We start from the raw sequence: 19,605 nt of genomic DNA, 5'->3' as shown, positions 1-19,605 counted from the left end.
CATTCCAGCGCGATGGCCAGGATCTCGGCATGGATGGCCTGGCCCTTGTCGGTCAGCCACCACCGGCGCTTGCGCGGATCGGTGGCCGAGGCCGCATAGGCCACCAGCGCACGTTCATGCAGCAGCTTGAGCGAGCGGCTGACCGCGGCCTTGTCCAGGCGGATCACCTCGCAGACCCGGTTGGCCGTGATCTCGGGTTCGATGTTGAGCATCGCCAGCACCCGCCAATCGACGATGCCCAGCCCAAAGCGGGCCCGGTAGATCGCCGAGGTCTGGCGCTGCCAGGCATTGCTGACGGCGTTCAGCAGGAACGGCGCATAGTGATCGATATCCAGTATCTGCTGCCCGTCGCGCAGGCGTGTCGGGCTGGAAATGCGATCCTGGGGCAATGCGGTCACGTTGCGCCTGTCCTTCCGTCAAAACGTGGTCAGGTCATAATCCCTGGCCGCCAGCTTGTCACGGGCCGGGGCCTGCCCCGGGGCCAGCAGACGGCGCGCCGCCATGTGGGTGCGGGCGTCGTTGATCGTTTCGACGGCAACCAGCTGATCCGCGCGGAAGCGCAGGACCAGCTTGTCGGTCAGGGCCAGGCTGTCGTCCTCCGGTCGGGCCAGCCCGGCGATCTGCAGTTTCCAATCGGCCTGGTCGGACCAGAACCAGGGCACCGCCGCATACTCCGCTCCCCCGGAACCGGCAATCGCGCGTGCGATGGACCGGGCGTGATCGGTGGCGGCCTGCACGCTTTCCAGCCGCACGGGCCGGCCGCTGACCGGATCGGGAAAGGCCGCGCAATCGCCCAGGGCATGGATGGCCGGATCGGCGGTGCGCAGCCGGGCATCGACACGGATGCCATTGTCGACCGGCAGGCCTGCGGCCTCGGACAGTTCGGTGTTGGGCCGCACCCCGGCAGCCAGCACGACAAGGTCGGCGGCAATGGCCGTGCCATCGGCCAGCAGAATGCCCCCGTCGGTGACCTCGGCCACCGGCTGCCCCAGAACCAGCCCGGTGCCCAGCCCCCGGTGCAGCGTGGCAAAGGCGCTGGACATCTCGGGCGAGACCACGCGGGCCATCAGCCGGGGCGCGGCCTCGGCCACGGTGACCTCATGGCCCAGGGCCCGGGCAACGGCGGCAAATTCCAACCCGATGAAGCCGCCGCCGATCACCGCCACCCGCCGGGGCCGGTCGAGCGCCCGGCGCAGGGCCCGGGCATCGTCGAGCGTGCGCAGCCCCAGGGCTCGCGAAATGCCCGGGATCGGCGGCACCAGGTTGCGCGTGCCGGTCGCCAGGATGAGGTGGTCATAGCCCAGCTCGCGGCCCCCATCCGGCCCTTCCGCCGCATCCAGCCGCACCCGCCGGGCCGCCCGGTCGATGGCGCCCACCCGAAGGCCGGTGCGCAGCGTGATGTCCTTCTTGGCGAAGAAATGGCCGGGGCGCAGGGCCAGCTTGCCGGCCTCGCCGGTCTTGAGAAAGGCCTTGGACAGCGGCGGGCGCTGGTAGGGCAGCCCGGGTTCCTCGCCGATCAGGGTGATCGGCCCGGCATGGCCCTCCTGGCGCAGCGAGATCGCCGCCTGGGTGCCGCCCTGCCCGGCCCCGATGATCACGACATGGCCGTCCGTCACACCTGGTCCTCCGGCAGGCGCACGACCAGCCCGTCCAGCGCCTCGGTCAGGCGGATCTGGCAGGACAGGCGCGAGGCCGGGGTCACCTCGCAGACGGCGCTGTCCAGCATGTCGTCCTCGCCGTCCATCCGCGGGCCGGTCCGGTCGGCCCAGCCGTCGTCGACGTAACAATGGCACGTCGCGCACATCATCGACCCGCCGCATTCCGCGACGATGCCGTCGATCCCCTCGGCAATCGCCACGCTCATGACCGTGTCGCCGGGCTCGGCCTCGACATGGGTTGTTTCGCCGTCATGGGCGATAAAGGTCACCTTGACCATGGGCTCTCTCCATACTTGGGGACCAGCGTCACCGGCAGCTTGTCCAGCGCGCGGATCGCGTTGTTGGGGCGCCAGACCGCCGGGCCGGCCGGTTCGATGCGGTCGACCCGGTCCAGCAGCGCGCCGAGGATGGCCTCCAGCTCGCCCCGGGCGATGTTCTGGCCGACACAGCCGTGGATGCCCGCGCCAAAGGCCAGGTGGCCGACGGGCCGGCGGTCGATGCGAAAGGCCTCGGGCTCGGGCCACTTGGCCGGATCGCCATTGGCCGCGCCCAGCACGCAGAGCACCTTGGTGCCTTCCTCGACCGGGTGGCCGGCGATCTCGGTCGCCCGGCCGGCGGTGCGCCCGAAGGTATGCACCGGCGAGGTCATCCGCAGCACCTCCTCGAAGGCCGGGCGGATCAGCGACCGGTCCTGTTTCAGCCGCTCCCATTGGTCGGGATGGCGCGAGAAGCACCACAGAGCGTTGCCGATCCCGGTGACCGTCGTGTCGACCCCGGCCGACAGGAAGGACCGCACCAGCATGCCCGCCTCGGCCTCGGTGATCTCGCCGCTGTCGGCGGCGGCATAGACCATGGCGCCCAGCCCGTCGTCCGACAGCCGGTCGCGGGCGCAGGCGGCGGTGATCCAGGGCACGATCTCGCCGGCATGGGCCATCGCCGCCCGGCGCAGGGCATTGTCCGGCCCCACGGCGTTGAAGACCATGGCCCCGTAATCGACCAGGTGGCGGGCGTTGACGTCGCGCATGCCCACGGCCCGGGGGAACACCGTTGTCGGAAAGCGCTCGGCCAGGTCGGTCACCGCCTCGAAGGTGCCAACTTTCAGCAGGTCGTCGACAATGGCCTCGGCCGCGCTGCGGAAGAGATCGCCGAAGGTCTTGACCACCCGGGGCGACAGCGCCCGCGACATGACCTTGCGCGTGCGCGTGTGATCGGGCGGATCGACTTCCAGGATGATCGACGGCGGGCGCCAGGGATCTTCGAGCTTGAAATCGTTCAGCCCGACCCCGCGCGAGGACAGGAAGTTGTCGTGGTCGCTGAAGACCTTTCGCGTGGTCTCGTACCGGCCGACGGCCAGCACGCTGTAGCGCGGGATATAGACCACCTCGCCCAGCTCGCGCAGGCGGCCGTAATAGCCGGCCGGATCGCGCAGGATATCGGCATCATACGGATCGACATCCCAGACCGGGATGCCATCCGCCGGGGTGATGGGCCTGTGCCCTTCGATGAGCGTCATCTCTCTCCTCCTTGATCAATCGGCCAGCGCCAGGCCGACGTGGCGGTGCAGCAGCCCGGGGTCGTCCCGCAAGGCGCGGGCCGGCCCGTCGTGCACGATCGTGCCGCCGACCATCAGCACCGCGCGGGTGGCAAAGGCCAGGGCGGCCTCGGCATGTTGTTCCACCAGCACCACCGCCCGGCGCCCGTCCGCGGCCAGGTCTTCGAACACGGCCATCAGCTGGTCGCAGATCACCGGGGCCAGGCCTTCCAACGGCTCGTCGAGCAGGATGACCCCGGGCCGGGTCATCAGCGTCCGGGCAATGGCCAGCATCTGCTGTTCGCCGCCCGACAGCTGGGTGCCGCCGTTGCGCCGCCGTTCCTTCAGCCGGGGGAACAGCGCATAGGCCTCGTCCAGCGTGGCATCGCCGCGCATCGCGGCCAGCAGGTTTTCCTCGACGGTCAGCGACGGAAAGATGTCCCGGGTCTGCGGCACCAGCCCCAGCCCCAGCGCATTGCGCCGGTAGGGTGGCAGGCGGCCCAGCGGCTGGCCCCGCAGGCGGACCGTGCCGGCATGCATCCGGGTCAGCCCCATCACCGTGTTCAGCAGGGTTGTCTTGCCCGCCCCGTTGCGCCCGATCACGGCCAGCCGTTCGCCCGGAGCAACGGCCAGGTCGATGCCCCGCAGCACATGGGTCGGCCCGTATCCGGCGGTGACCCCGTCAAGTTCCAGAACCGGCTCAGCCATGTCCGCCTCCCAGGTAGAGTTCGCGCACCTGCGCATGGGCCGCGATCTGCTGCGGCGTGCCTTCGGTCAGGATGCGCCCCTGCACCAGCACGACAATCGATCGGGCGACCTTGAACACCAGGTCCATGTCATGTTCGATCACCAGCACGGCCAGGTCGTCGGGCAGCCGGTCGATGGCATCGGTGATCAGGTGGGTCTCGCTCGACGGCACCCCGGCCGCCGGTTCGTCCAGGATCAGCACCCGCGGTTTCAGCGCCAGCGTCAGCGCCATTTCCACCAGCCGCTGCTGGCCATAGGCCAGGTCCAGCACCGGCCGGTCGGCCAGCGCATCCAGGCCGAACTGGGCGATCAGCGCGGCGACCTCGGCCTCGATCCCCGGGTCTCCACCGGCCGGGCGGAACATGCGGAACCCCAGCCCCTCGCGTTCGAGGATCGGCAGGCGCAGGTTCTCGCGCACGGTCAGGCGCGGGAACAGCGTGGTGATCTGGAACGTCTTGGCGATGCCCAGCCTGACCCGCTGCGCCTCGTTCAGCCCGGCGATGTCGCGCCCGTCAAAGCGGATCGTGCCACCCGACGGGGCGAGGATGCCGGTGACCAGGTTGGCAAAGGTGCTCTTGCCCGCGCCATTGGGCCCGATCAGCGCCTTGCGCGCGCCCGGCGGCAGGTCGAAATCGATGTTCTCCGACACGACCAGCCCGCCGAAATGCTTGGACAGGCCACGAACCTCAAGACCCTGCATGGCGACCTCCCCGGAACAGACGGCCCAAGGCCGTGGGCAGGGCGATCAGGCCGGACGGCAGGAAGAACACCACCGCCAGGACCATCGCCCCGATGACAAAGAGCCAGTTGAACGGATCATTGGCCGCCGCCGTGTGATGGACGGTCATGAAGATCACCGTGCCGATCACCGCGCCGTACAGCCGGCCGGTCCCGCCCAGGATCAGCATGATCAGCGCCTCGGCCGACAGCGCAAAGGCAAAGGTCTCCAGGCTGACCAGCTGGGTGATCTGGGCGGTCAGCGCCCCGGCCACCCCGGCGATCGCCCCGCCGATGGCATAGGCCAGCACCCGGCGCCGGTAGATCGGCGCGCCGATGGCCTCCATCCGTTCGGGGCTTTCGTGGATGCCGCGCAGCGACAGGCCGAAGGGCGAGCGCGAGATCAGCACCAGCAGGGCAAAGACCACGGCCAGCACGGCACAGGCATACCAATAGGCCGTCTGGCCGATGAAATCGAAGTCCCACCGGCCCAGGACCGGCTGCATGCGGATGCCGCGCAACCCGTCGGCCCCGCCGGTCAGGTCGCGGGCCCGGTTGGCAATCTCGGCACAGATCTGGGCCACGGCGATGGTCAGCATGATCAGGGTCAGGCCCTGGGTGCGCATCAGCACCAGCCCCGACAGCCCGGCAAGCGCCGCCCCGGCCAGGGCGCCGACGGCCAGACCGGCCAGCGGATCGGCCCAGACATGGATGGCAAAGAGCCCGGCGGCATAGGCCCCGGCCCCGTACATTGCCGCCTGTCCCAGCGTGGCGATGCCGGCCAGGCCCAGCACCAGGTCCAGCGACAGGACCAGCAGGATCATGATGACGATCCGGGTCAGGAAGGCCAGGTTGAACGGAAAGAGGACATAGGCCGCGACCGCCAGGGCGATCATCAGCACGGGTCCGGTCAGGCGCGCCATGTCAGGCCCTCCCCAACAGCCCCTGCGGGCGCACCGCAAGGAACAGGATGACAAGCGAGAAGAAGGTGATCGTGGCCAGGTCGGGCACGAGGTAGCGGCTGGCCGTCTCGATCAGCCCGATCCCCAGCGCCGCGGCGAAGGACCCCAGGATCGAGCCCATGCCGCCGATGGCCACGACGATCAGGAAGAGCACCATGTAGCGCAGCGGGTAATAGGCATCGATGGGCAGCAGCTCGGCCCCCAGGATGCCTCCCAGCGCGGCCAGCCCGGCACCAAGCGCAAAGGTCACCATGTAGATGCGGCTGGTCACGATGCCCAGCGACGCGGCGGTGTCGCGATTGTCGACCGAGGCCCGCAGCCGGATGCCGAAACGCGTGCGGTCCAGCAGCCACCACAGGCCCAGCGTCACGACAAGGCCCATGACGATGACTAGCGCCCGGTGGGCAGTCAGCCGGCGAAAGCCCAGGTCGATCGACCGGCGCAGGCCCTCGGGCAGTTCGATGGCCAGCAGGGTCGAACCCTGCCACAGGTTGATCGTGGCGATCATCAGGAAGGTCAGGCCGATGGTGGCCAGCACCTGTTGCAATTCGCCGAAGCCGTAGATCCGGCGATAGACGAGACGTTCGAGCGGCAGGGCCACCAGGATCGTGCCGGCGATGGCCAGCAGCGCCGCCGCGGCAAAGCCCAGGCCCAGGTCGGTGCCCAGCCAATGGGCCAGCGCGCCGCCGATCAGGGCAAAGCCCCCGTGGGCCAGGTTCACCACCCGCATCAGCCCCATGGTCACCGACAGGCCGACGGCGATCATGAAGAGGATCATGCCGTAGGCGATGCCATCGACCGCAATGTTCAGGATAAGGTCCATGTGTTCAGTCCGCAGCCGGGCGCGGTGGCGGGTCTCCCCGCCCCCGCGTGCCGGTCACTTGGCCCAGCCGAGATCGCCGACCGTGGCGATCACGCCGGTCTCGGTGTTTTCCAGCAGGCCGCTGTCGGGGTTGCGCGTGACCTCGCGGATATAGACGTTCTGCACGATGGTCCGCGTCTCGGGATCCATCTGCACCGGCCCGCGCGGGCTTTCCCAGGCCATGCTCCGCGCCGCCTCGACGGCCGCCGGCCCGTCGCTGCCCGCCGCCCGGACCATCTCGTAGATCAGGTGCACCCCGTCATAGGCCCCGACCGAGGCCCAGTTGGCCACCGCCTCGGGATGCAGCTCGGCCAGCTTGGCCAGGAAGGCCCGGTTCAGGTCGGACGGATGGGCCGCCGAGTAATGGTAGGCCGTGGTCAGACCCAGGGCCATGTCGCCCAGCCCCTGCAGGTTGGTCTCTTCGGTCTCGGCCGTGCCCAGGAAGGTCACCCCGGCCTCCTTCAGCCCGTTCTCGTTGTAGGTCTTGGTATAGGTGAAGGTCGGCGGCCCGCCGGGCAGGAAGGTAAAGACCGCATCCGGGGCCTGGTCCTTGACCCGTTGCAGGAAGGGCGTGAAATCGGTGGTCGACAGGGGCATGCGCACGGCATCGACGACCGTGCCGCCCCGGGCGCCGAACGCCTCCTGAAAGGCCTTTTCCGCATCGATCCCGGGGCCGTAGTCGCTGACCGTCGTGATCACGCTGCGGATGCCCTGGTCATGGGCCCATTCGGCCAGCGGAGCCGCGACCTGCCACAGCGTGTAGCTGGTGCGCAGGTAGAACGGGCTTTCGGCATTGATCGCCGAGGTCGCCGCGTTGAAGATCACCGTCGGCGTTTCCGACTGGGTGATCACCGGGCCGACGGCCAGCGCATTGGGCGTGAAGGTGAAGCCGGCCAGGTAATCCACCCGGTCGCGGATCAGCAATTCCTGGGCGAGGCTGCGCGACTGGTCCGGGTTCACCCCGCCGACATCCTTGTAGATGAAGCTGATCTCGTATTCGCCCGCCCGGGTGCCGTGCTGGGCCTGGTAGACCTCGATGGCCTGCTGGTACTGGATGCCGTATTGGGCGAAGGGCCCCGAGAACGGGGCGATCACGCCCACCTTGATCTCGTCGGCCGCCGCCGCCGTGGATGTGGCGAGGGCAAGGGTCAGGCCCAGGGCCTTGGCTGTCTGTTTCATGGTTCCTCCCTGTCGCAGCGCGCTTGCGCCGCCGAATGCGCCCCCGTCCCGGGGCTGTGCAAAGATCCTCCGGTCCCGCCCGGGGCCCGGGCGGAAGATGGTCTGGTTCGGGCTGTCCGGATGCGCCGGCCTCACCGCCCCATGGGCGATGGCCGGCCGTCATTCACCTTCGGCGCCGCGCCGAAGGCCGTGCTGCGGTGAGCATGGTCATGGTCCTCCCGGTGCCGCCTCCCGGCACATGAGTTGAAAGATCAACTACGCCGACGCTAGCCGCCCATGAGTTGATCTGTCAACAGAGTCTCCGCGGGCTACGACCTAGGTCGCAGATCCCGCCCCCGGTTGGCGCTGGATGGCTCTGGCCGCCCCGCCCTTCACGGCGTACCTCGGAAGATCCCGTCCCCGGTTCGCACCCGAAGGCTTGGCCTGGCCCCCGTCACACCACACCGGCGCGGATCGGGACGCGTCACCGGCACGGATCGGAACACGGGCGTGACACGGGCCGGCCCGAGGGGCCGTTTCAGGGAGTGGCAGGCATCTGTCAAAGGCACAGGCAAGAACCGGCGACCCCATGGCCCGGTCAAGATCCGATGCGGGGGACACGGAAAGGGACCGCCACGCGGCCCCCGTCAGGCCCCCGTGCCGAAATCGAAACTCTCGACCTCGCGGATATAGGCCTCGAAGAAATCGGTGAAGGTCGCCACCAGCGGCGGCAGCTTTTCGTAGGGCGGGTAGTACAGCATGAGGTTCAGCGGCGTGACCTGCCAGTCCGGCAGCACCGCCTCCAGCCCGCCGCCCGCCAGATCGTCGCGCACCAGGAAATCCGGCAGGTTGACCATGCCGTTGCCCGACAGTGCCAGCGCGTGCAGGAACTCGCCGTTGTTCGACACCACGTCGCTGCCCGCCCGGATCGTCCGGCGCAGCCCGCCGCGCGTGAAGGTCCAGCTTTCGGCCGTGCCCTTCTGCCCGTAGGACAGGCAATGATCCGGCCCCAGGTCATCGGGCGAAACCGGACGGGGCATCCGGTCAAACAGCGCCGGAGCGGCCACCACGTGGCGCGGCACAAGACAGATCCGGCGCCAGATCGTCGACTTGTCGCCCGGCGGCGCCGAGATGCGGATCGCCAGGTCGCAACTTTCATCGAGAATGTCGACCAGCGTGTCGGTCAGCTGCACGTCGAGCGCGATATTGGGATAGGCCAGCCGGAAACTGGCCACCAGCCCGGGCATCAGCCGCATGCCGAAGGACAGCGGCGCATTGATCGCCAGCCGGCCCCGGTCGGGCCGGGTGGTGCGGGTGACCTCTTCGGTGACCCGGTCGAATTCCTCGACCACCGGCCGGTAGCGCGCCGCGACCATGGCCCCGGCCCCGGTCAGCGACACCTGGCGCGTGGTGCGCAGCAGCAATTGCTGGCCCAGGTCCTGTTCCAGCTGGGCAATGATCCGGGTGATCGATGCGGGTGTCATCCGCAGGTGCCGCGCGGCGCCGGCGAAACTGCCCTGTTCGATGACGGCCAGGAAGACACGGATGGGCTTGATGGTCTGCATGGCGCCAGATTGTTGCGACCGATCGAAATAGTAAATGGCCGAAGGCGTCTATTCTTCCCGATCTGCGCCGGACGTAGATTGGGGTCAACATGAACACAGCCAGATGGAGCCCCAGATGCTGAAGGATATCCGCGGCCTGCACCACGTCACCTCGATGGCGGCGGATGCGGCCGAGAACAACCGTTTCTTCACCGACACGCTTGGCCTGCGCCGGGTCAAGAAGACCGTCAACTTCGACGCGCCCGAGGTCTATCACCTCTATTACGGCGACGAGATCGGCACGCCCGGCTCGGTGATGACCTATTTCCCCTTCGGCCAGATGCCGCGCGGCCGCCGGGGCACCGGCGAGGTCGGCGTGACCGAATTTGCCGTGCCCGAAGGCGCCCTGCCCTATTGGCGCGACCGCCTCGCCGCCCGGGGCGCAACCGGGCTGGGCGAGACCAGCTTTCTCGGCGAGAACCGGCTTGAGTTCACCGGTCCGGACGGCGACGGCTTTGCGCTGGTCGAAAGCGCCGACCGGGGCCGCACGGCCTGGACCGGCGCGGACGTGCCGCAGGACGCGGGCATCCTGGGTTTTCACGGCGCCCGGATGCGGCTGCGCGACAGTGCCGCCACCGGCGAGCTGCTGACCTTCATGGGCTACCAGAAGGACGAGACCGACGGCGCGGTGACCCGCTACCGGATCGAAGGGGGCAATGCCGCCGACACGATCGACCTCGAGGCCATTGCCGATGGCAAGGCCGCCTCGCAGGGCGCCGGGTCGGTCCACCACATCGCCTTTGCCGTCGAGGATCGCGCGGCCCAGCTGCGGGTGCGCGAGGCGCTGGTGGATACCGGCTACCAGGTCACCCCGGTGATCGATCGCGATTACTTCTGGGCAATCTACTTTCGCACCCCCGGCGGCGTGCTGTTCGAAATCGCCACCAACGAGCCCGGCTTCGACCGCGACGAAGACACCGCCCAGCTCGGCCAGGCGCTCAAGCTGCCAACCCGGTACGAGCCCTACCGCAGCCAGATCGAAGGGCTTCTGCCCGCCATCGGAGCCTGAGCCCATGACAGATCCCTACCACGCCCGACTGCGCGCCCCCGATCCGGGGGCGCCGCTGATCTTTGCCTTTCACGGCACCGGCGGCACCGAAGACCAGTTCTTCGACCTCGTGCGCCAGGTCCGGCCGGACGCGGGCATCGTGTCGCCCCGGGGCGATGTGTCCGAAGGCGGGGCCGCGCGGTTTTTCCGGCGCACCGGCGAAGGTGTCTATGACATGGACGACCTGGCTCTGCGCACCGCGCGGATGGCCGGCTATGTCGCCGATCACAAGGCCGCCCACCCGGGCGCGCCGATCTACGGCTTCGGCTATTCCAACGGGGCCAATATCCTGGCCTCGGTGATGATGGCCCGGCCCGAACTCTTCGACCGGGTCGGCCTTTTGCATCCGCTGATCCCCTGGGATCCGGCCGCGGCCGATCTGACCGGACGCCGCGTGCTGATCACCGCCGGGCGACGCGACCCGATCTGCCCCTGGCCTCTCAGCGAGCGGCTGATCGGCTGGACCTCGGCCCAGGGCGCCGAGGTGGCCACCGAGATCCACGATGGCGGGCACGAGATCCGCCAGGGCGAGGTTGCCGCCCTGGCCGGGCTTCTGACCGGCTGAACCATTCATCGGGCCGGGCGGCTAGCGCCGCGGCCCGATGAAGTGACGCACGACCGGGGCCTGGGGCCCTTCATGCAGCCGGCGCAGGTCGTGGTGCAGATCCATGTCCGACACGCTGACCCGTTCGTGCTGTTCAAGGTGCTCGGCCCAGCTGGGCAGGTGAAAGGTCTCGATCCAGAGGCCGGGGTCCTCAACGCTCTGGTGCACGTGCCATTGGGTGGCGCCGTTGCGCATCCGCTCCTTCGAGACCGCCCGCATCCGCTGCACGAAGTCATCGCGGTGTTCGGGCGGGATGCGGTATTCGACGATCACCATGGCGGGCTGATCCTCGGCCTGGCCCTCGCCAGGCATCGGCGCCTCGGGCCAGAGCGCGGCGGGCGCATGGTCCAGCCCCTCGGCCAGCCCAACGGCCAGCTTGCGGGTCAGCAACAGGCCAAGGCCAAGGCCGGCGGTTGCCACCAGAAGGGCAACCGGGACCGACGTGCGTGACGCGACTTGCCCCCACAGGATAGACCCGCAGGCCATCGAGCCGAAGAACACCATCAGGAAGACCGACAGCCCGCGCGCCCGGATCCAGTTCGGCAGGGCCGTCTGGGCCGAGACGTTGAACGAGGTCAGCACCGCGATCCACGACATGCCGCCCAGGAACGCCGCCGGCAACAGCGCCACCGGCCCCTGCGCCAGCGCCATCAGCAGCAGCGCCAGCGCCGTGCCAGCCGTGCCGATCCGGACCGTGGCATCCAGTGAGGCCACCGCCTGCAGCTTCGGCAGCACCACCGCGCCGGTAACGGCCCCTGCCCCGATCAGGCCCATGAGCAGACCGTAAAGGGTCGATCCTCCGCCCTCGACGCTGCGCGCGATCAACGGCAGCAGCGCCCAATAGGCCGAGGCAAAGAGGAAGAACGCCACCGCCCGCACCGCCGTCGCCAGCATCGCCGGGTTGTGGCGCACGTGGCGCAGCCCGGTGCGCATCTCCGACAGCAGCGATCCGCTGTGACGGCGAGGGGCCTGCGCCTCGGGCTTCCAGAGCAACAGCGCGCCGATGATGACAAGGAAGCTGGCGGCGTTCACCGCAAAGGGCGCGGCAAGACCCACCGTGGCGATCAGCATACCGGCCACGGCCGGACCGATGGCGCGGGCGATGTTGATGCCCATCGAATTCAGCGCGATGGCCGGTTTCAGCTGATCGCGCGGCACCAGCTGCGGCACGATGGCCTGCCAGGCCGGCGCCATGAACGCCGCCCCCGTGCCGATGGTCAGCGTGAAGAGGATCAGGAGCAGAGGCGTCATCGCCTGCGCCCAGACCAGGGCCGTCAGCAGGCTCACCACCGCCAGCAGGCCGATGTTGATCCCGATGAGCATCCGCCGCTTGTCCAGCCGGTCGGCCAGCGCCCCGGCCAGCAACGCGAAACAGAAGACCGGCAGCGTGGTCGCCGCCTGCACCAGCGTCACCACCGCCGGGCTGGGATCAAGCGTCGTCATCAGCCAGCCCGAGCCCACGTCGTTCATCCACGTCCCGATGTTCGAGATCAGCGTGGCTGTCCACAAAAGCGCAAAGGCGCGCTGGCCGAACGGGGCATAGGCGCCGGGTGCCGTGTCACCACTGGATGACATCGGCCAGCTCGTCGCGGTGTTTCGTGGCATGCGCCCGGACGAAGGGACACAGCGGCACGATCCGCTGCCCCTTCCCACGCGCATCGGTGATCAACCGCTCGGCCAGCGCCTTGGCCACGCCCATGCCGCGCATCGTGTCGGGCACCGCCGTGTGATCTGCGATGATCAGCGAGGGCGAGACCTTGGAGATGGTCAGCTCTCCCTCCCCCTCGACACCCTCGACTGTGGCGCCGTAGCGGGCCTTGGTGTCACTTTCGGAATAGGTGATGGTGACGTCGGTCATCTTCGGGTCTCCTTCAGACAGCGAAACAGGAACAGCCAAGCGCGCCCCAGAAAGCGCCCTTGTCGCGAACGGGGATCGGGTTGACCCAGGCAACGCCATGGTCATGCCCATGCAGGCCGCACCCATGCGCACACCCATCGGCACAGGCGCGCATCGGCAGTGCGGCCGGGGCCAGCGGAACCTCGCGCGCGCCGGGGCTGGCGAAATGGGCATTGACCGACCACGACGGGCTGGCGGGCGGGATCGGCGGGTCAAGATCACGGAAGGCATCATCGGCAAAGACGACCCTGCCGCCCACCATGGTCAGCACCGAGCGGATCCCCCGGATCTGCGCATCCGGCACCGACATCAGGTCTGCGGACAACACCGCCAGGTCGGCATACATGCCGGGGCTGAGACGTCCCTTGACCTCCTGCTCACCCGAGAACCAGGCGGAGCCGGTGGTCCAGATCGCCAGCGCCTCTTCGCGGGTCAGCAGGTTCTCGTCACCGTAGAGCGCCAGCCCGCCGACGGTCTGGCCCGTGGTCAGCCAGTGCAGCGCGACCCATGGGTCGTAACTCGCCACCCGCGTCGCATCGGTGCCGCCGCCGACCGGCAGCCCGGTCGCCAGCATCTCGCGGATCGGAGGCGTGGCACGGGCGGCCTCGGCCCCGTAGCGGTCGACGAAGTACTCGCCCTGGAACGCCATCCGGTGCTGCGTGGCGATGCCCCCGCCCAGCGCCCTGATGCGCTCGATATTGCGCGGGGACACCGTCTCGGCATGGTCGATGATGAACCGGGTCCGGAAGGGCGTGCGGCCGTTGACACGTTCGAAGACGGTCAGGAAGCGGTCGATGGTCTCGTCATAGGTGGCGTGGATACGGAAGGGCCATTGGTTGTCGGCCAGCAACTCGACGATGCGCTCCAGCTCCTCCTCCATCACCGGCGCGGGGTCGGGGCGCGGTTCGAGGAAGTTCTCGAAATCCGCCGCCGACCAGGCCAGGTTCTCGCCCGCCCCGTTCATCCGCAGGAACCCGTCCCCTGCTCCCGGCTCGGTCATGCCGATCCAGCGTTCGTAATCCGTCAGCTCCTGCCCGGGCGTCTGGGCAAAGAGGTTGTAGGCAATCCGCAGGGTCAGCTGACCATCTTCGTGCAGCCTCTGGACCACATCGTAATCCTGCGGATAGTTCTGCCCGCCGCCGCCTGCGTCGATCACCGATGTCACCCCCAGCCGGTTCAGCTCGCGCATGAAATGGCGGGTGGAGTTCACCTGATCCTCGACCGGAAGCTTCGGCCCCTGCGCCAGCGTCGAGTATAGGATCAGCGCGGAAGGCTTCGCGATCAGCATGCCGGTCGGATTGCCCTTGGCATCCTTCTCGATCTCGCCGCCGGGCGGGTTGGGCGTGTCGCGGGTGATGCCCAGCACCTGCAGCGCGGCGCGGTTCAGCATCGCGCGGGCATAAAGGTGCAGGACAAAGACCGGCGTGTCGGGCGCCGCGTCGTTGATCTCGTCCAGCGTGGGCATCCGGCGCTCGGCGAACTGGAATTCCGACCAGCCGCCGATCACCCGGACCCATTGCGGCGCGGGCGTGTTGGCCGCCTGCCGGCGCAGCATCGCCAGCGCGTCCGAGACCGAGGGCACGTTCTCCCAGCGCAGCTCCATGTTGTAGCTCAGCCCGCCCCGGATCACGTGGGTATGGCTGTCGTTCAGTCCGGGGATCACCCGGCGCCCGCCAAGGTCGATCACCTGCGCACCCTCGGCCAGCCGCATGACATCGGCGTCAGACCCTATGGCTGCAATGAGACCGTCGCGGATCGCGATGGCCTGGGCCTCGGGCGTGTCGGGATCAAGCGTGGTGATCCTGCCATTGCGCAGAATGGTCGTGGTTTCGGTCATGGCATCGCTCTCCTGCTGTGCCCGGGCCAAGCGCGGGCGGACAAGGCCAAGGGCCGCGCCGGCGCCAAGCCCCGCCAGCACTTTGCGGCGGTCGGTGGACATGGGGTGTCTCCTGTAGGGAACGCGCCCGGCGGGACCTATCCGGCCGGGCGCGCGGGATCAGATGGCCGCCGGGACAGGCGCGTGGCGCGGGCCCTTGTGCTTGGACCGGTGCGGCGCCTTGTGAACCATCGTATAGGCGTAATCGACGCCCATGCCGTAGGCGCCGGAATGCTCGCGCACCAGCTCCATCACCGCGTCATAGGTGTCGCGCCGCGCCCAGTCGCGCTGCCATTCCAGAAGCACCTGCTGCCAGGTCACCGGCACCACACCCACCTGCATCATCCGCTCCATGGCGTAATCATGCGCCTCTTTCGTGGTCCCGCCCGAGGCATCGGCGACCATGTAGATCTCGAGATCCGTGTCCTTCATGCACGACAGGGCAAAGGTCAGGTTGCAGACCTCGGTCCAGAGCCCCGAGACAACCACCTTTGTCGCCCCGGCGGTGGCATGGCCCATCAGCGCGTCGCGCACCTTCTGGTCGTCCCAGGAGTTCATCGAGGAGCGTTCGAGCAGCGGCGCATCGGGGAAGACGTCGAGCAGTTCGGGATAGCTGTGGCCCGAGAAGCTCTCGGTCTCGACCGTGGTGATCGTGGTCGGGATGCCGAAGATGCTGGCCGCCTTGGCCAGCCCCACGGTGTTGTTCTTGAGCTGCTGGCGGTCGATGGATTGCACGCCGAAGGCCATCTGCGGCTGGTGGTCGATAAAGATGACCTGGCTGTTGAGCGGAGTGAGCACGTCGAGTTTGGACATGGGGGATACCTGTCGTTTGGGGGATCAGTTTTCGATGAAGGCAAGGATGTCGGCGTTCAGCACGTCGGCGTTGACCGTCAGCATGCCGTGCGAGAAGCCGGGATAGGTCTTCAGCGTGCCGTTCTGCAGCAGGGCGACCGATTTCATGGCCGAGGCTGCGATGGGCACGATCTGGTCGTCCTCGCCGTGCAGCACCAGCGTCGGCACGGTGATGGCCTGAAGGTCGGCGGTCTGGTCGGTTTCGGAAAACGCCCTGATGCCGTCGTAATGCGCCTTGGCGCCGCCCATCATGCCCTGGCGCCACCAGTTCTGGATGACGCCTTCGTGCACCTCGGCGCCGTCGCGGTTGAAGCCATAGAACGGCCCCGCCGGCACATCGCGGAAGAACTGCGCCCGGTTGGCCGCGAGCGCGCTGCGGAAGCCGTCGAACACCTCCAGGGGCGTGCCCTCGGGGTTGGTCTCGGTCTTCAGCATCAGCGGCGGGACGGCGGCGACCAGCACCGCCTTGGCCACCCGTCCTGCCGGCTGCCCGTGACGTGCGACATAGGCCGCGACCTCGCCGCCACCGGTCGAATGGCCGACGTGGACGGCGTCGCTCAGGTCCAGAGCCTCGACCACGGCAAAGGCGTCAGCCGCGTAATGGGCCATGTCGTGCCCATCGCCAACCTGTGCCGACCGGCCATGGCCGCGGCGGTCATGGGCCACGACGCGGTAGCCCTTGGACAGGAAGAACAGCATCTGCGCATCCCAATCGTCGGACGACAGCGGCCAGCCGTGGTGGAAGACAATGGGCCGGGCGTCTTGCGGCCCCCAGTCCTTGTAGAAAATCTCGGTGCCGTCGGGTGTTGTCACGAAACCCATTGCGCATACTCCTGTCACGCGTGCGGAAGTCGGGCCGCCGGTGCCCGGCCAAACCTGCGGCGGGGCGAAAGGCGGTGTTCGGATCGGGCGGGGGTCACCTTGTGCGGCGTCCGGGGCGCCGAGCGGCGCGGGTTCAGCCCCGGTCACGCGGGCAAGGCGCATCGGCGCCCGTGGCGCCGGGAAGATGGCCCAGCACATGCGGGCGGCACTGGCGGTCGAACCAGCCGGTATCGACCTGCCCGCCCACCAGCACATGGCGCAGCAGCGGCACCGCCTGTTCTCCGATCAGGATGCCCAGCAGGCCGACCAGCGCGATGACCGGCGGCGCCGGCGAGCGGACGTTCAGCAGGCCATAGACCATTCCCACGAGGAGCCCGGCCCCCAGCGACATCAGGTACAGTTTCATCTCTCGCGCCCTTTCGGCTGGCGACCGCCCGCCGTCGCGCCGGCCCCGGCCGGCGGCCCGCCCGGACCTTGCTGGCCGGGCTTTCCTGCCCGGCATCGCGGTGTGCCGGCGGGCGGCGGTTCATCATGGGTGTGACCTTAGCCCTCGCCCTCCGGTCCGCTCTTGTCGCCATTGCTCGTTTTTTTAACGAAACGATCCCCAAGCGCGGCGCCGGCGTCGATCGGTCTGGCGCGGGCCGGCCGCGGGCCTTATGCATCATGCCAACGGCGGGACGGCCGCCCCTGGCCAGGCCCGGCATGCGGAGCAATCGGCCATGAGCGCCCCCAGGACCACCAACGACGAGATGGATTACCTGCGCGTCCGCGACGGGCAGACGATCCGCACATCGGCCCTGGACCAGGGCACGGTGACCGCCACGCGCCTGACCCGCGACACGCCCAACCACGGCTTTGTCGACCAGCACGTGACCGAAGACGCCTTCATGATGTCGGTGCAGCTGCGCGATTACCGGGGCGAGCTCTGGGTTGATGGCCGCAACGTCGCCCTGCCCGTCCTGCGCCGGGGACAGTTTTCCTTTTATGATTACAACCGGATCTGGCAGGCCAACATGAAGTCGGATTTCGACTGCGTGAACTTCCATATCCCCCGCGCCGCGCTGACCGACCTGCAGGAGGACCTGGGCCCCCGGCGGATCGAGACGCTGGATATCGCCCCGGGGGCCAGCATTGCCGACCAGGCCGTGCTCGGGCTGGTCCAGGCGCTGTTGCCGGCCTTTGCCGCGCCCGACGAGGCCAGCATGCTGTTCGTCGATCACGTCGGGCTGGCGCTGTGCCTGCACGTGACGGCCAGCTATGGCGCCGCGCGCCCCACCCCGGCCCCGCACCCCGCCGGGCTGGCGCCCTGGCAACTGGCCCGGGCGAAGGAGATGATCGACGCCCAGCTCGACGGCAACCTGCAGGTGGCCCAGATCGCCCGGGCCTGCCGGCTGTCACCGTCGCATTTCGCCCGGGCCTTCAAGCTGTCGGCCGGCATGCCGCCGCACCAGTGGATGATGCGCCGGCGCATCGACAAGGCCATGTCGCTGATGCGCGGAACGGCCCTGCCCCTGAGCGACGTGGCCCTGGCCTGCGGGTTCACCGACCAAAGCCATTTCACGCGGATCTTTTCGCGATCGGTGGGCATGTCTCCGGGAAGCTGGCGCAAGGCCGTCCGGTCCTGACCTCCTGCCCCGCCGGTGCCGGGCCCGGGGCGGCATGGGTGCGCCGCCAGCTGCCCGGGGTTTCCTGCATGATCGCGGCGAACACCCGGGTCAGGTGGCTCTGGTCGGTGAACCCGCAGGCCAGCGCTACCTGGGCGATGGGCATGCCCGTGCGCAGTGCGTCGCAGGCCCGGGCCACCCGGTATTCGGTCAGCCAGCGATAGGGCGACTTGCCGAAGGTCACCTTGAACGCTTTGCCGAAATAGCTGCGCGACAGGCCGCAGACCCCGGCCAGGTCATCCATCGACACATCCCCGGCCAGGTGGGCCGCCAGGTAATCGCGGGCCTGCGCTTCCTGCCGGGCCGACAGCCCACCCTTGCGATGCGGCGGAAAGTGCAGCCCGCCATGGGCCTGGACCAGGTGGGCCAGCACCGCCAGCCCGACCTGTTCGACAAAGAGCCGGCTGGGCGGCGATGCACCGTCCAGCGCCGGGATGAGCGCCTGGGCCAGCCCGTGAAGGGTCGAATCCTGCAGCGGCCCGGCCGCGCGCAACCCGTTGAATTCGGGCCGCCCCGCCCCGGCGGCAAAGGCGCGCAGGGCCCGGCGGGGGATGGTGAAACACATCCGGTCGACGGGCGTGTGGTACAGGGCCACGTGGCCTGTGGTCATGTCGTGGATGGTCGCCGCCCCGGCGGCCAGCGGCCCGACATGTCGTGTCTCGCCCGCCGCCACGCGGCGATGCGGGCCGACTTCCGCCAACTGGATCTCGACGGCAAAGCCGTCGGCGCGGGGCAGTCGATCTTCGCATGGTGCGCCGCGCCCGTCATGGATCAGCCGCTCGACATGCATCGATGGCAGGTCGAGGCGGAACCGCCGGGATGCAGGGATGCGGGTCATCTTCATCGGCCCCGCCCTCCGGCCCCGCCCGGCCCATCGGCCCGGTAGCTGTGCAGCAGATGGGCACAGATCGCCACGGCCAGGTGGCGCAGCAATGGCCCGGGAAGGTCCGGCGCATCAAAGAGCGGCAGCAAGGCCCGCGACAGGCTGGCGATGACCGGGTCGGGCACCCCGCGCAGGCAGCGCAGCCCGGTCGGCCGCGGCCGACCCGGCCCGGCGCCCATGTCCGCGATTTCGGCCAGCAGGTCGCGGGGCAGCCCCAAGGCCAGTGCCTGCAACCGCCCCCGGATCGCGATGGCCGCGCCCCGCCGCAGGTCGACCAGGCAGATCGACCCGGCCGGGTAGGTCCGAAGCGGCAGGCGCGCGCCGCCGGCCAGGATATCGGCATGCATCGCCGGGGCGAGATAGAGCATGAGGAACCAGCTGTCTCGCGCCGGCAGCGCCACCCGGGTCAAACCATCGCCGGCCCCGCGCAGATCCAGCCGCGTTGCGGTGAATGGCGCCACGCGGGCGGGCACCACCCGCAGGCTGGGCGCTGCTGGCAGGCCGAAAGCGGCCCCGATCCCATCGTTCTGTCCTGCCGCGATCCCCACCTTGCCCCCGTGCCTGTCCCAATGCCCGGCCCATCCGGCCCGCCTGTGCCGCCCGTGCCGCCGCCCGGTCCGTCCGGCCGGCGCATGGCACAAGGATAGCCGGACGCCCGGCGCGGTTCTTGAAGGTTCCTGCGGTCCGGCAACGGCCGGGACCCGCCCGCGCGGAGCGGTA

21 protein-coding genes (1 of these 21 only partly in view) are annotated in these 19,605 nt (G+C 69.1%); 3 read left to right on the top strand and 18 right to left on the bottom strand.

The features are described from left to right. The 10 genes from ACK3BB_RS11525 to ACK3BB_RS11480 all read right to left on the bottom strand — a co-directional run. A protein-coding gene (locus ACK3BB_RS11525) for a MarR family winged helix-turn-helix transcriptional regulator (RefSeq protein ID WP_428924790.1) crosses the window boundary here: on the bottom strand, positions 1-398 show its 5' portion. Its footprint begins 91 nt before the window's first position; the window shows 398 of its 489 coding nt (coding positions 1-398); it begins with the start codon at positions 396-398; the stop codon falls past the left edge of the window. 18 nt (positions 399-416) lie between these two features. Next, positions 417-1,616 carry an NAD(P)/FAD-dependent oxidoreductase gene (locus ACK3BB_RS11520; protein WP_428924789.1) on the bottom strand — a complete coding sequence of 400 codons (1,200 nt, stop codon included), beginning with the start codon at positions 1,614-1,616 and terminating at the stop codon, positions 417-419. After that, positions 1,613-1,936 (bottom strand): 2Fe-2S iron-sulfur cluster-binding protein, encoded by a 324-nt coding sequence (locus tag ACK3BB_RS11515; protein WP_428924788.1) that lies wholly within the window; start codon positions 1,934-1,936, stop codon positions 1,613-1,615. Before ACK3BB_RS11515 ends, ACK3BB_RS11520 begins: the two co-directional genes overlap by 4 nt. Beyond that, positions 1,924-3,171 carry a cytochrome P450 gene (locus ACK3BB_RS11510; RefSeq protein ID WP_428924787.1) on the bottom strand — a complete coding sequence of 416 codons (1,248 nt, stop codon included), beginning with the start codon at positions 3,169-3,171 and terminating at the stop codon, positions 1,924-1,926. Before ACK3BB_RS11510 ends, ACK3BB_RS11515 begins: the two co-directional genes overlap by 13 nt. Before the next feature lie 15 nt (positions 3,172-3,186). Further along, positions 3,187-3,897 carry an ABC transporter ATP-binding protein gene (locus tag ACK3BB_RS11505; protein ID WP_428924786.1) on the bottom strand — a complete coding sequence of 237 codons (711 nt, stop codon included), beginning with the start codon at positions 3,895-3,897 and terminating at the stop codon, positions 3,187-3,189. Then, a complete protein-coding gene (locus tag ACK3BB_RS11500; protein ID WP_428924785.1) occupies positions 3,890-4,636 on the bottom strand; it encodes an ABC transporter ATP-binding protein in 747 nt (248 codons plus the stop codon). Before ACK3BB_RS11500 ends, ACK3BB_RS11505 begins: the two co-directional genes overlap by 8 nt. Then, complete coding sequence (locus tag ACK3BB_RS11495) at positions 4,623-5,576, bottom strand: branched-chain amino acid ABC transporter permease (protein ID WP_428924784.1); 954 nt, start codon at positions 5,574-5,576, stop codon at positions 4,623-4,625. Before ACK3BB_RS11495 ends, ACK3BB_RS11500 begins: the two co-directional genes overlap by 14 nt. Before the next feature lies 1 nt (position 5,577). Beyond that, positions 5,578-6,438: a branched-chain amino acid ABC transporter permease gene (locus tag ACK3BB_RS11490; protein ID WP_428924783.1), complete on the bottom strand. Its 861-nt coding sequence runs from the start codon at positions 6,436-6,438 to the stop codon at positions 5,578-5,580. Between the two features lie 54 nt (positions 6,439-6,492). Beyond that, positions 6,493-7,656, bottom strand: coding sequence for an ABC transporter substrate-binding protein (locus ACK3BB_RS11485; protein WP_428924782.1), 1,164 nt, complete (start codon positions 7,654-7,656; stop codon positions 6,493-6,495). A 626-nt stretch (positions 7,657-8,282) separates the two neighbouring features. Further along, positions 8,283-9,200, bottom strand: a complete 918-nt coding sequence (locus tag ACK3BB_RS11480) for a LysR family transcriptional regulator (protein ID WP_428924781.1) — start codon at positions 9,198-9,200, stop codon at positions 8,283-8,285. Positions 9,201-9,315: 115 nt separating this feature from the next. Here ACK3BB_RS11480 and ACK3BB_RS11475 point away from each other — a divergent pair, with 115 nt between their 5' ends. After that, positions 9,316-10,248: a VOC family protein gene (locus ACK3BB_RS11475; RefSeq protein ID WP_428924780.1), complete on the top strand. Its 933-nt coding sequence runs from the start codon at positions 9,316-9,318 to the stop codon at positions 10,246-10,248. A 4-nt stretch (positions 10,249-10,252) separates the two neighbouring features. Then, positions 10,253-10,852 carry an alpha/beta hydrolase gene (locus ACK3BB_RS11470; RefSeq protein WP_428924779.1) on the top strand — a complete coding sequence of 200 codons (600 nt, stop codon included), beginning with the start codon at positions 10,253-10,255 and terminating at the stop codon, positions 10,850-10,852. Positions 10,853-10,873: 21 nt separating this feature from the next. On the opposite strand, the gene ACK3BB_RS11465 is transcribed toward ACK3BB_RS11470, so the two are convergent. The 6 genes from ACK3BB_RS11465 to ACK3BB_RS11440 form a co-directional block, all read right to left on the bottom strand. Further along, positions 10,874-12,466, bottom strand: a complete 1,593-nt coding sequence (locus tag ACK3BB_RS11465; protein WP_428924778.1) for an MFS transporter — start codon at positions 12,464-12,466, stop codon at positions 10,874-10,876. Further along, a complete protein-coding gene (locus tag ACK3BB_RS11460; RefSeq protein WP_428924777.1) occupies positions 12,450-12,749 on the bottom strand; it encodes a GNAT family N-acetyltransferase in 300 nt (99 codons plus the stop codon). The genes ACK3BB_RS11465 and ACK3BB_RS11460 overlap by 17 nt, the downstream gene beginning before the upstream one ends. A gap of 13 nt (positions 12,750-12,762) precedes the next feature. Continuing rightward, positions 12,763-14,727 (bottom strand): amidohydrolase, encoded by a 1,965-nt coding sequence (locus tag ACK3BB_RS11455; protein ID WP_428924776.1) that lies wholly within the window; start codon positions 14,725-14,727, stop codon positions 12,763-12,765. Positions 14,728-14,784: 57 nt separating this feature from the next. Continuing rightward, positions 14,785-15,477: a hydrolase gene (locus ACK3BB_RS11450; protein WP_428924775.1), complete on the bottom strand. Its 693-nt coding sequence runs from the start codon at positions 15,475-15,477 to the stop codon at positions 14,785-14,787. A 24-nt stretch (positions 15,478-15,501) separates the two neighbouring features. Continuing rightward, positions 15,502-16,338 (bottom strand): alpha/beta fold hydrolase, encoded by an 837-nt coding sequence (locus ACK3BB_RS11445; protein ID WP_428924774.1) that lies wholly within the window; start codon positions 16,336-16,338, stop codon positions 15,502-15,504. 133 nt (positions 16,339-16,471) lie between these two features. Beyond that, positions 16,472-16,744, bottom strand: coding sequence for a XapX domain-containing protein (locus ACK3BB_RS11440; RefSeq protein WP_428924773.1), 273 nt, complete (start codon positions 16,742-16,744; stop codon positions 16,472-16,474). Positions 16,745-17,057: 313 nt separating this feature from the next. Here ACK3BB_RS11440 and ACK3BB_RS11435 point away from each other — a divergent pair, with 313 nt between their 5' ends. After that, positions 17,058-17,963: a helix-turn-helix domain-containing protein gene (locus ACK3BB_RS11435; RefSeq protein WP_428924772.1), complete on the top strand. Its 906-nt coding sequence runs from the start codon at positions 17,058-17,060 to the stop codon at positions 17,961-17,963. On the opposite strand, the gene ACK3BB_RS11430 is transcribed toward ACK3BB_RS11435, so the two are convergent. Together ACK3BB_RS11430 and ACK3BB_RS11425 are read right to left on the bottom strand one after the other, a co-directional pair. After that, positions 17,896-18,846 carry a helix-turn-helix domain-containing protein gene (locus tag ACK3BB_RS11430; RefSeq protein ID WP_428924771.1) on the bottom strand — a complete coding sequence of 317 codons (951 nt, stop codon included), beginning with the start codon at positions 18,844-18,846 and terminating at the stop codon, positions 17,896-17,898. The two genes, ACK3BB_RS11435 and ACK3BB_RS11430, sit on opposite strands and share 68 nt — an antisense overlap. Then, positions 18,843-19,346 carry a hypothetical protein gene (locus ACK3BB_RS11425; protein ID WP_428924770.1) on the bottom strand — a complete coding sequence of 168 codons (504 nt, stop codon included), beginning with the start codon at positions 19,344-19,346 and terminating at the stop codon, positions 18,843-18,845. Before ACK3BB_RS11425 ends, ACK3BB_RS11430 begins: the two co-directional genes overlap by 4 nt. Between the last annotated feature and the right edge of the window lie 259 nt (positions 19,347-19,605).

The organism is Marinibacterium sp. SX1 (genome assembly GCF_050389775.1).
Lineage (GTDB): Bacteria > Pseudomonadota > Alphaproteobacteria > Rhodobacterales > Rhodobacteraceae > Marinibacterium.
The sequence above is the reverse complement of the archived record's forward strand: the minus strand, read 5'-3'. Positions and strand labels throughout refer to the sequence as shown.

Excerpts from the sequence above, each read along its gene's own strand:
- ACK3BB_RS11455 (WP_428924776.1), bottom strand. The coding sequence starts at position 14,727 with ATGTCCACCGACCGCCGCAAAGTGCTGGCGGGGCTTGGCGCCGGCGCG.
- ACK3BB_RS11465 (WP_428924778.1), bottom strand. The coding sequence starts at position 12,466 with ATGTCATCCAGTGGTGACACGGCACCCGGCGCCTATGCCCCGTTCGGC.
- ACK3BB_RS11515 (WP_428924788.1), bottom strand. The coding sequence starts at position 1,936 with ATGGTCAAGGTGACCTTTATCGCCCATGACGGCGAAACAACCCATGTC.
- ACK3BB_RS11445 (WP_428924774.1), bottom strand. The coding sequence starts at position 16,338 with ATGGGTTTCGTGACAACACCCGACGGCACCGAGATTTTCTACAAGGAC.
- ACK3BB_RS11470 (WP_428924779.1), top strand. The coding sequence starts at position 10,253 with ATGACAGATCCCTACCACGCCCGACTGCGCGCCCCCGATCCGGGGGCG.
- ACK3BB_RS11500 (WP_428924785.1), bottom strand. The coding sequence starts at position 4,636 with ATGCAGGGTCTTGAGGTTCGTGGCCTGTCCAAGCATTTCGGCGGGCTG.
- ACK3BB_RS11485 (WP_428924782.1), bottom strand. The coding sequence starts at position 7,656 with ATGAAACAGACAGCCAAGGCCCTGGGCCTGACCCTTGCCCTCGCCACA.
- ACK3BB_RS11435 (WP_428924772.1), top strand. The coding sequence starts at position 17,058 with ATGAGCGCCCCCAGGACCACCAACGACGAGATGGATTACCTGCGCGTC.
- ACK3BB_RS11440 (WP_428924773.1), bottom strand. The coding sequence starts at position 16,744 with ATGAAACTGTACCTGATGTCGCTGGGGGCCGGGCTCCTCGTGGGAATG.
- ACK3BB_RS11460 (WP_428924777.1), bottom strand. The coding sequence starts at position 12,749 with ATGACCGACGTCACCATCACCTATTCCGAAAGTGACACCAAGGCCCGC.
- ACK3BB_RS11450 (WP_428924775.1), bottom strand. The coding sequence starts at position 15,477 with ATGTCCAAACTCGACGTGCTCACTCCGCTCAACAGCCAGGTCATCTTT.
- ACK3BB_RS11480 (WP_428924781.1), bottom strand. The coding sequence starts at position 9,200 with ATGCAGACCATCAAGCCCATCCGTGTCTTCCTGGCCGTCATCGAACAG.
- ACK3BB_RS11510 (WP_428924787.1), bottom strand. The coding sequence starts at position 3,171 with ATGACGCTCATCGAAGGGCACAGGCCCATCACCCCGGCGGATGGCATC.
- ACK3BB_RS11495 (WP_428924784.1), bottom strand. The coding sequence starts at position 5,576 with ATGGCGCGCCTGACCGGACCCGTGCTGATGATCGCCCTGGCGGTCGCG.
- ACK3BB_RS11490 (WP_428924783.1), bottom strand. The coding sequence starts at position 6,438 with ATGGACCTTATCCTGAACATTGCGGTCGATGGCATCGCCTACGGCATG.
- ACK3BB_RS11475 (WP_428924780.1), top strand. The coding sequence starts at position 9,316 with ATGCTGAAGGATATCCGCGGCCTGCACCACGTCACCTCGATGGCGGCG.
- ACK3BB_RS11505 (WP_428924786.1), bottom strand. The coding sequence starts at position 3,897 with ATGGCTGAGCCGGTTCTGGAACTTGACGGGGTCACCGCCGGATACGGG.
- ACK3BB_RS11430 (WP_428924771.1), bottom strand. The coding sequence starts at position 18,846 with ATGAAGATGACCCGCATCCCTGCATCCCGGCGGTTCCGCCTCGACCTG.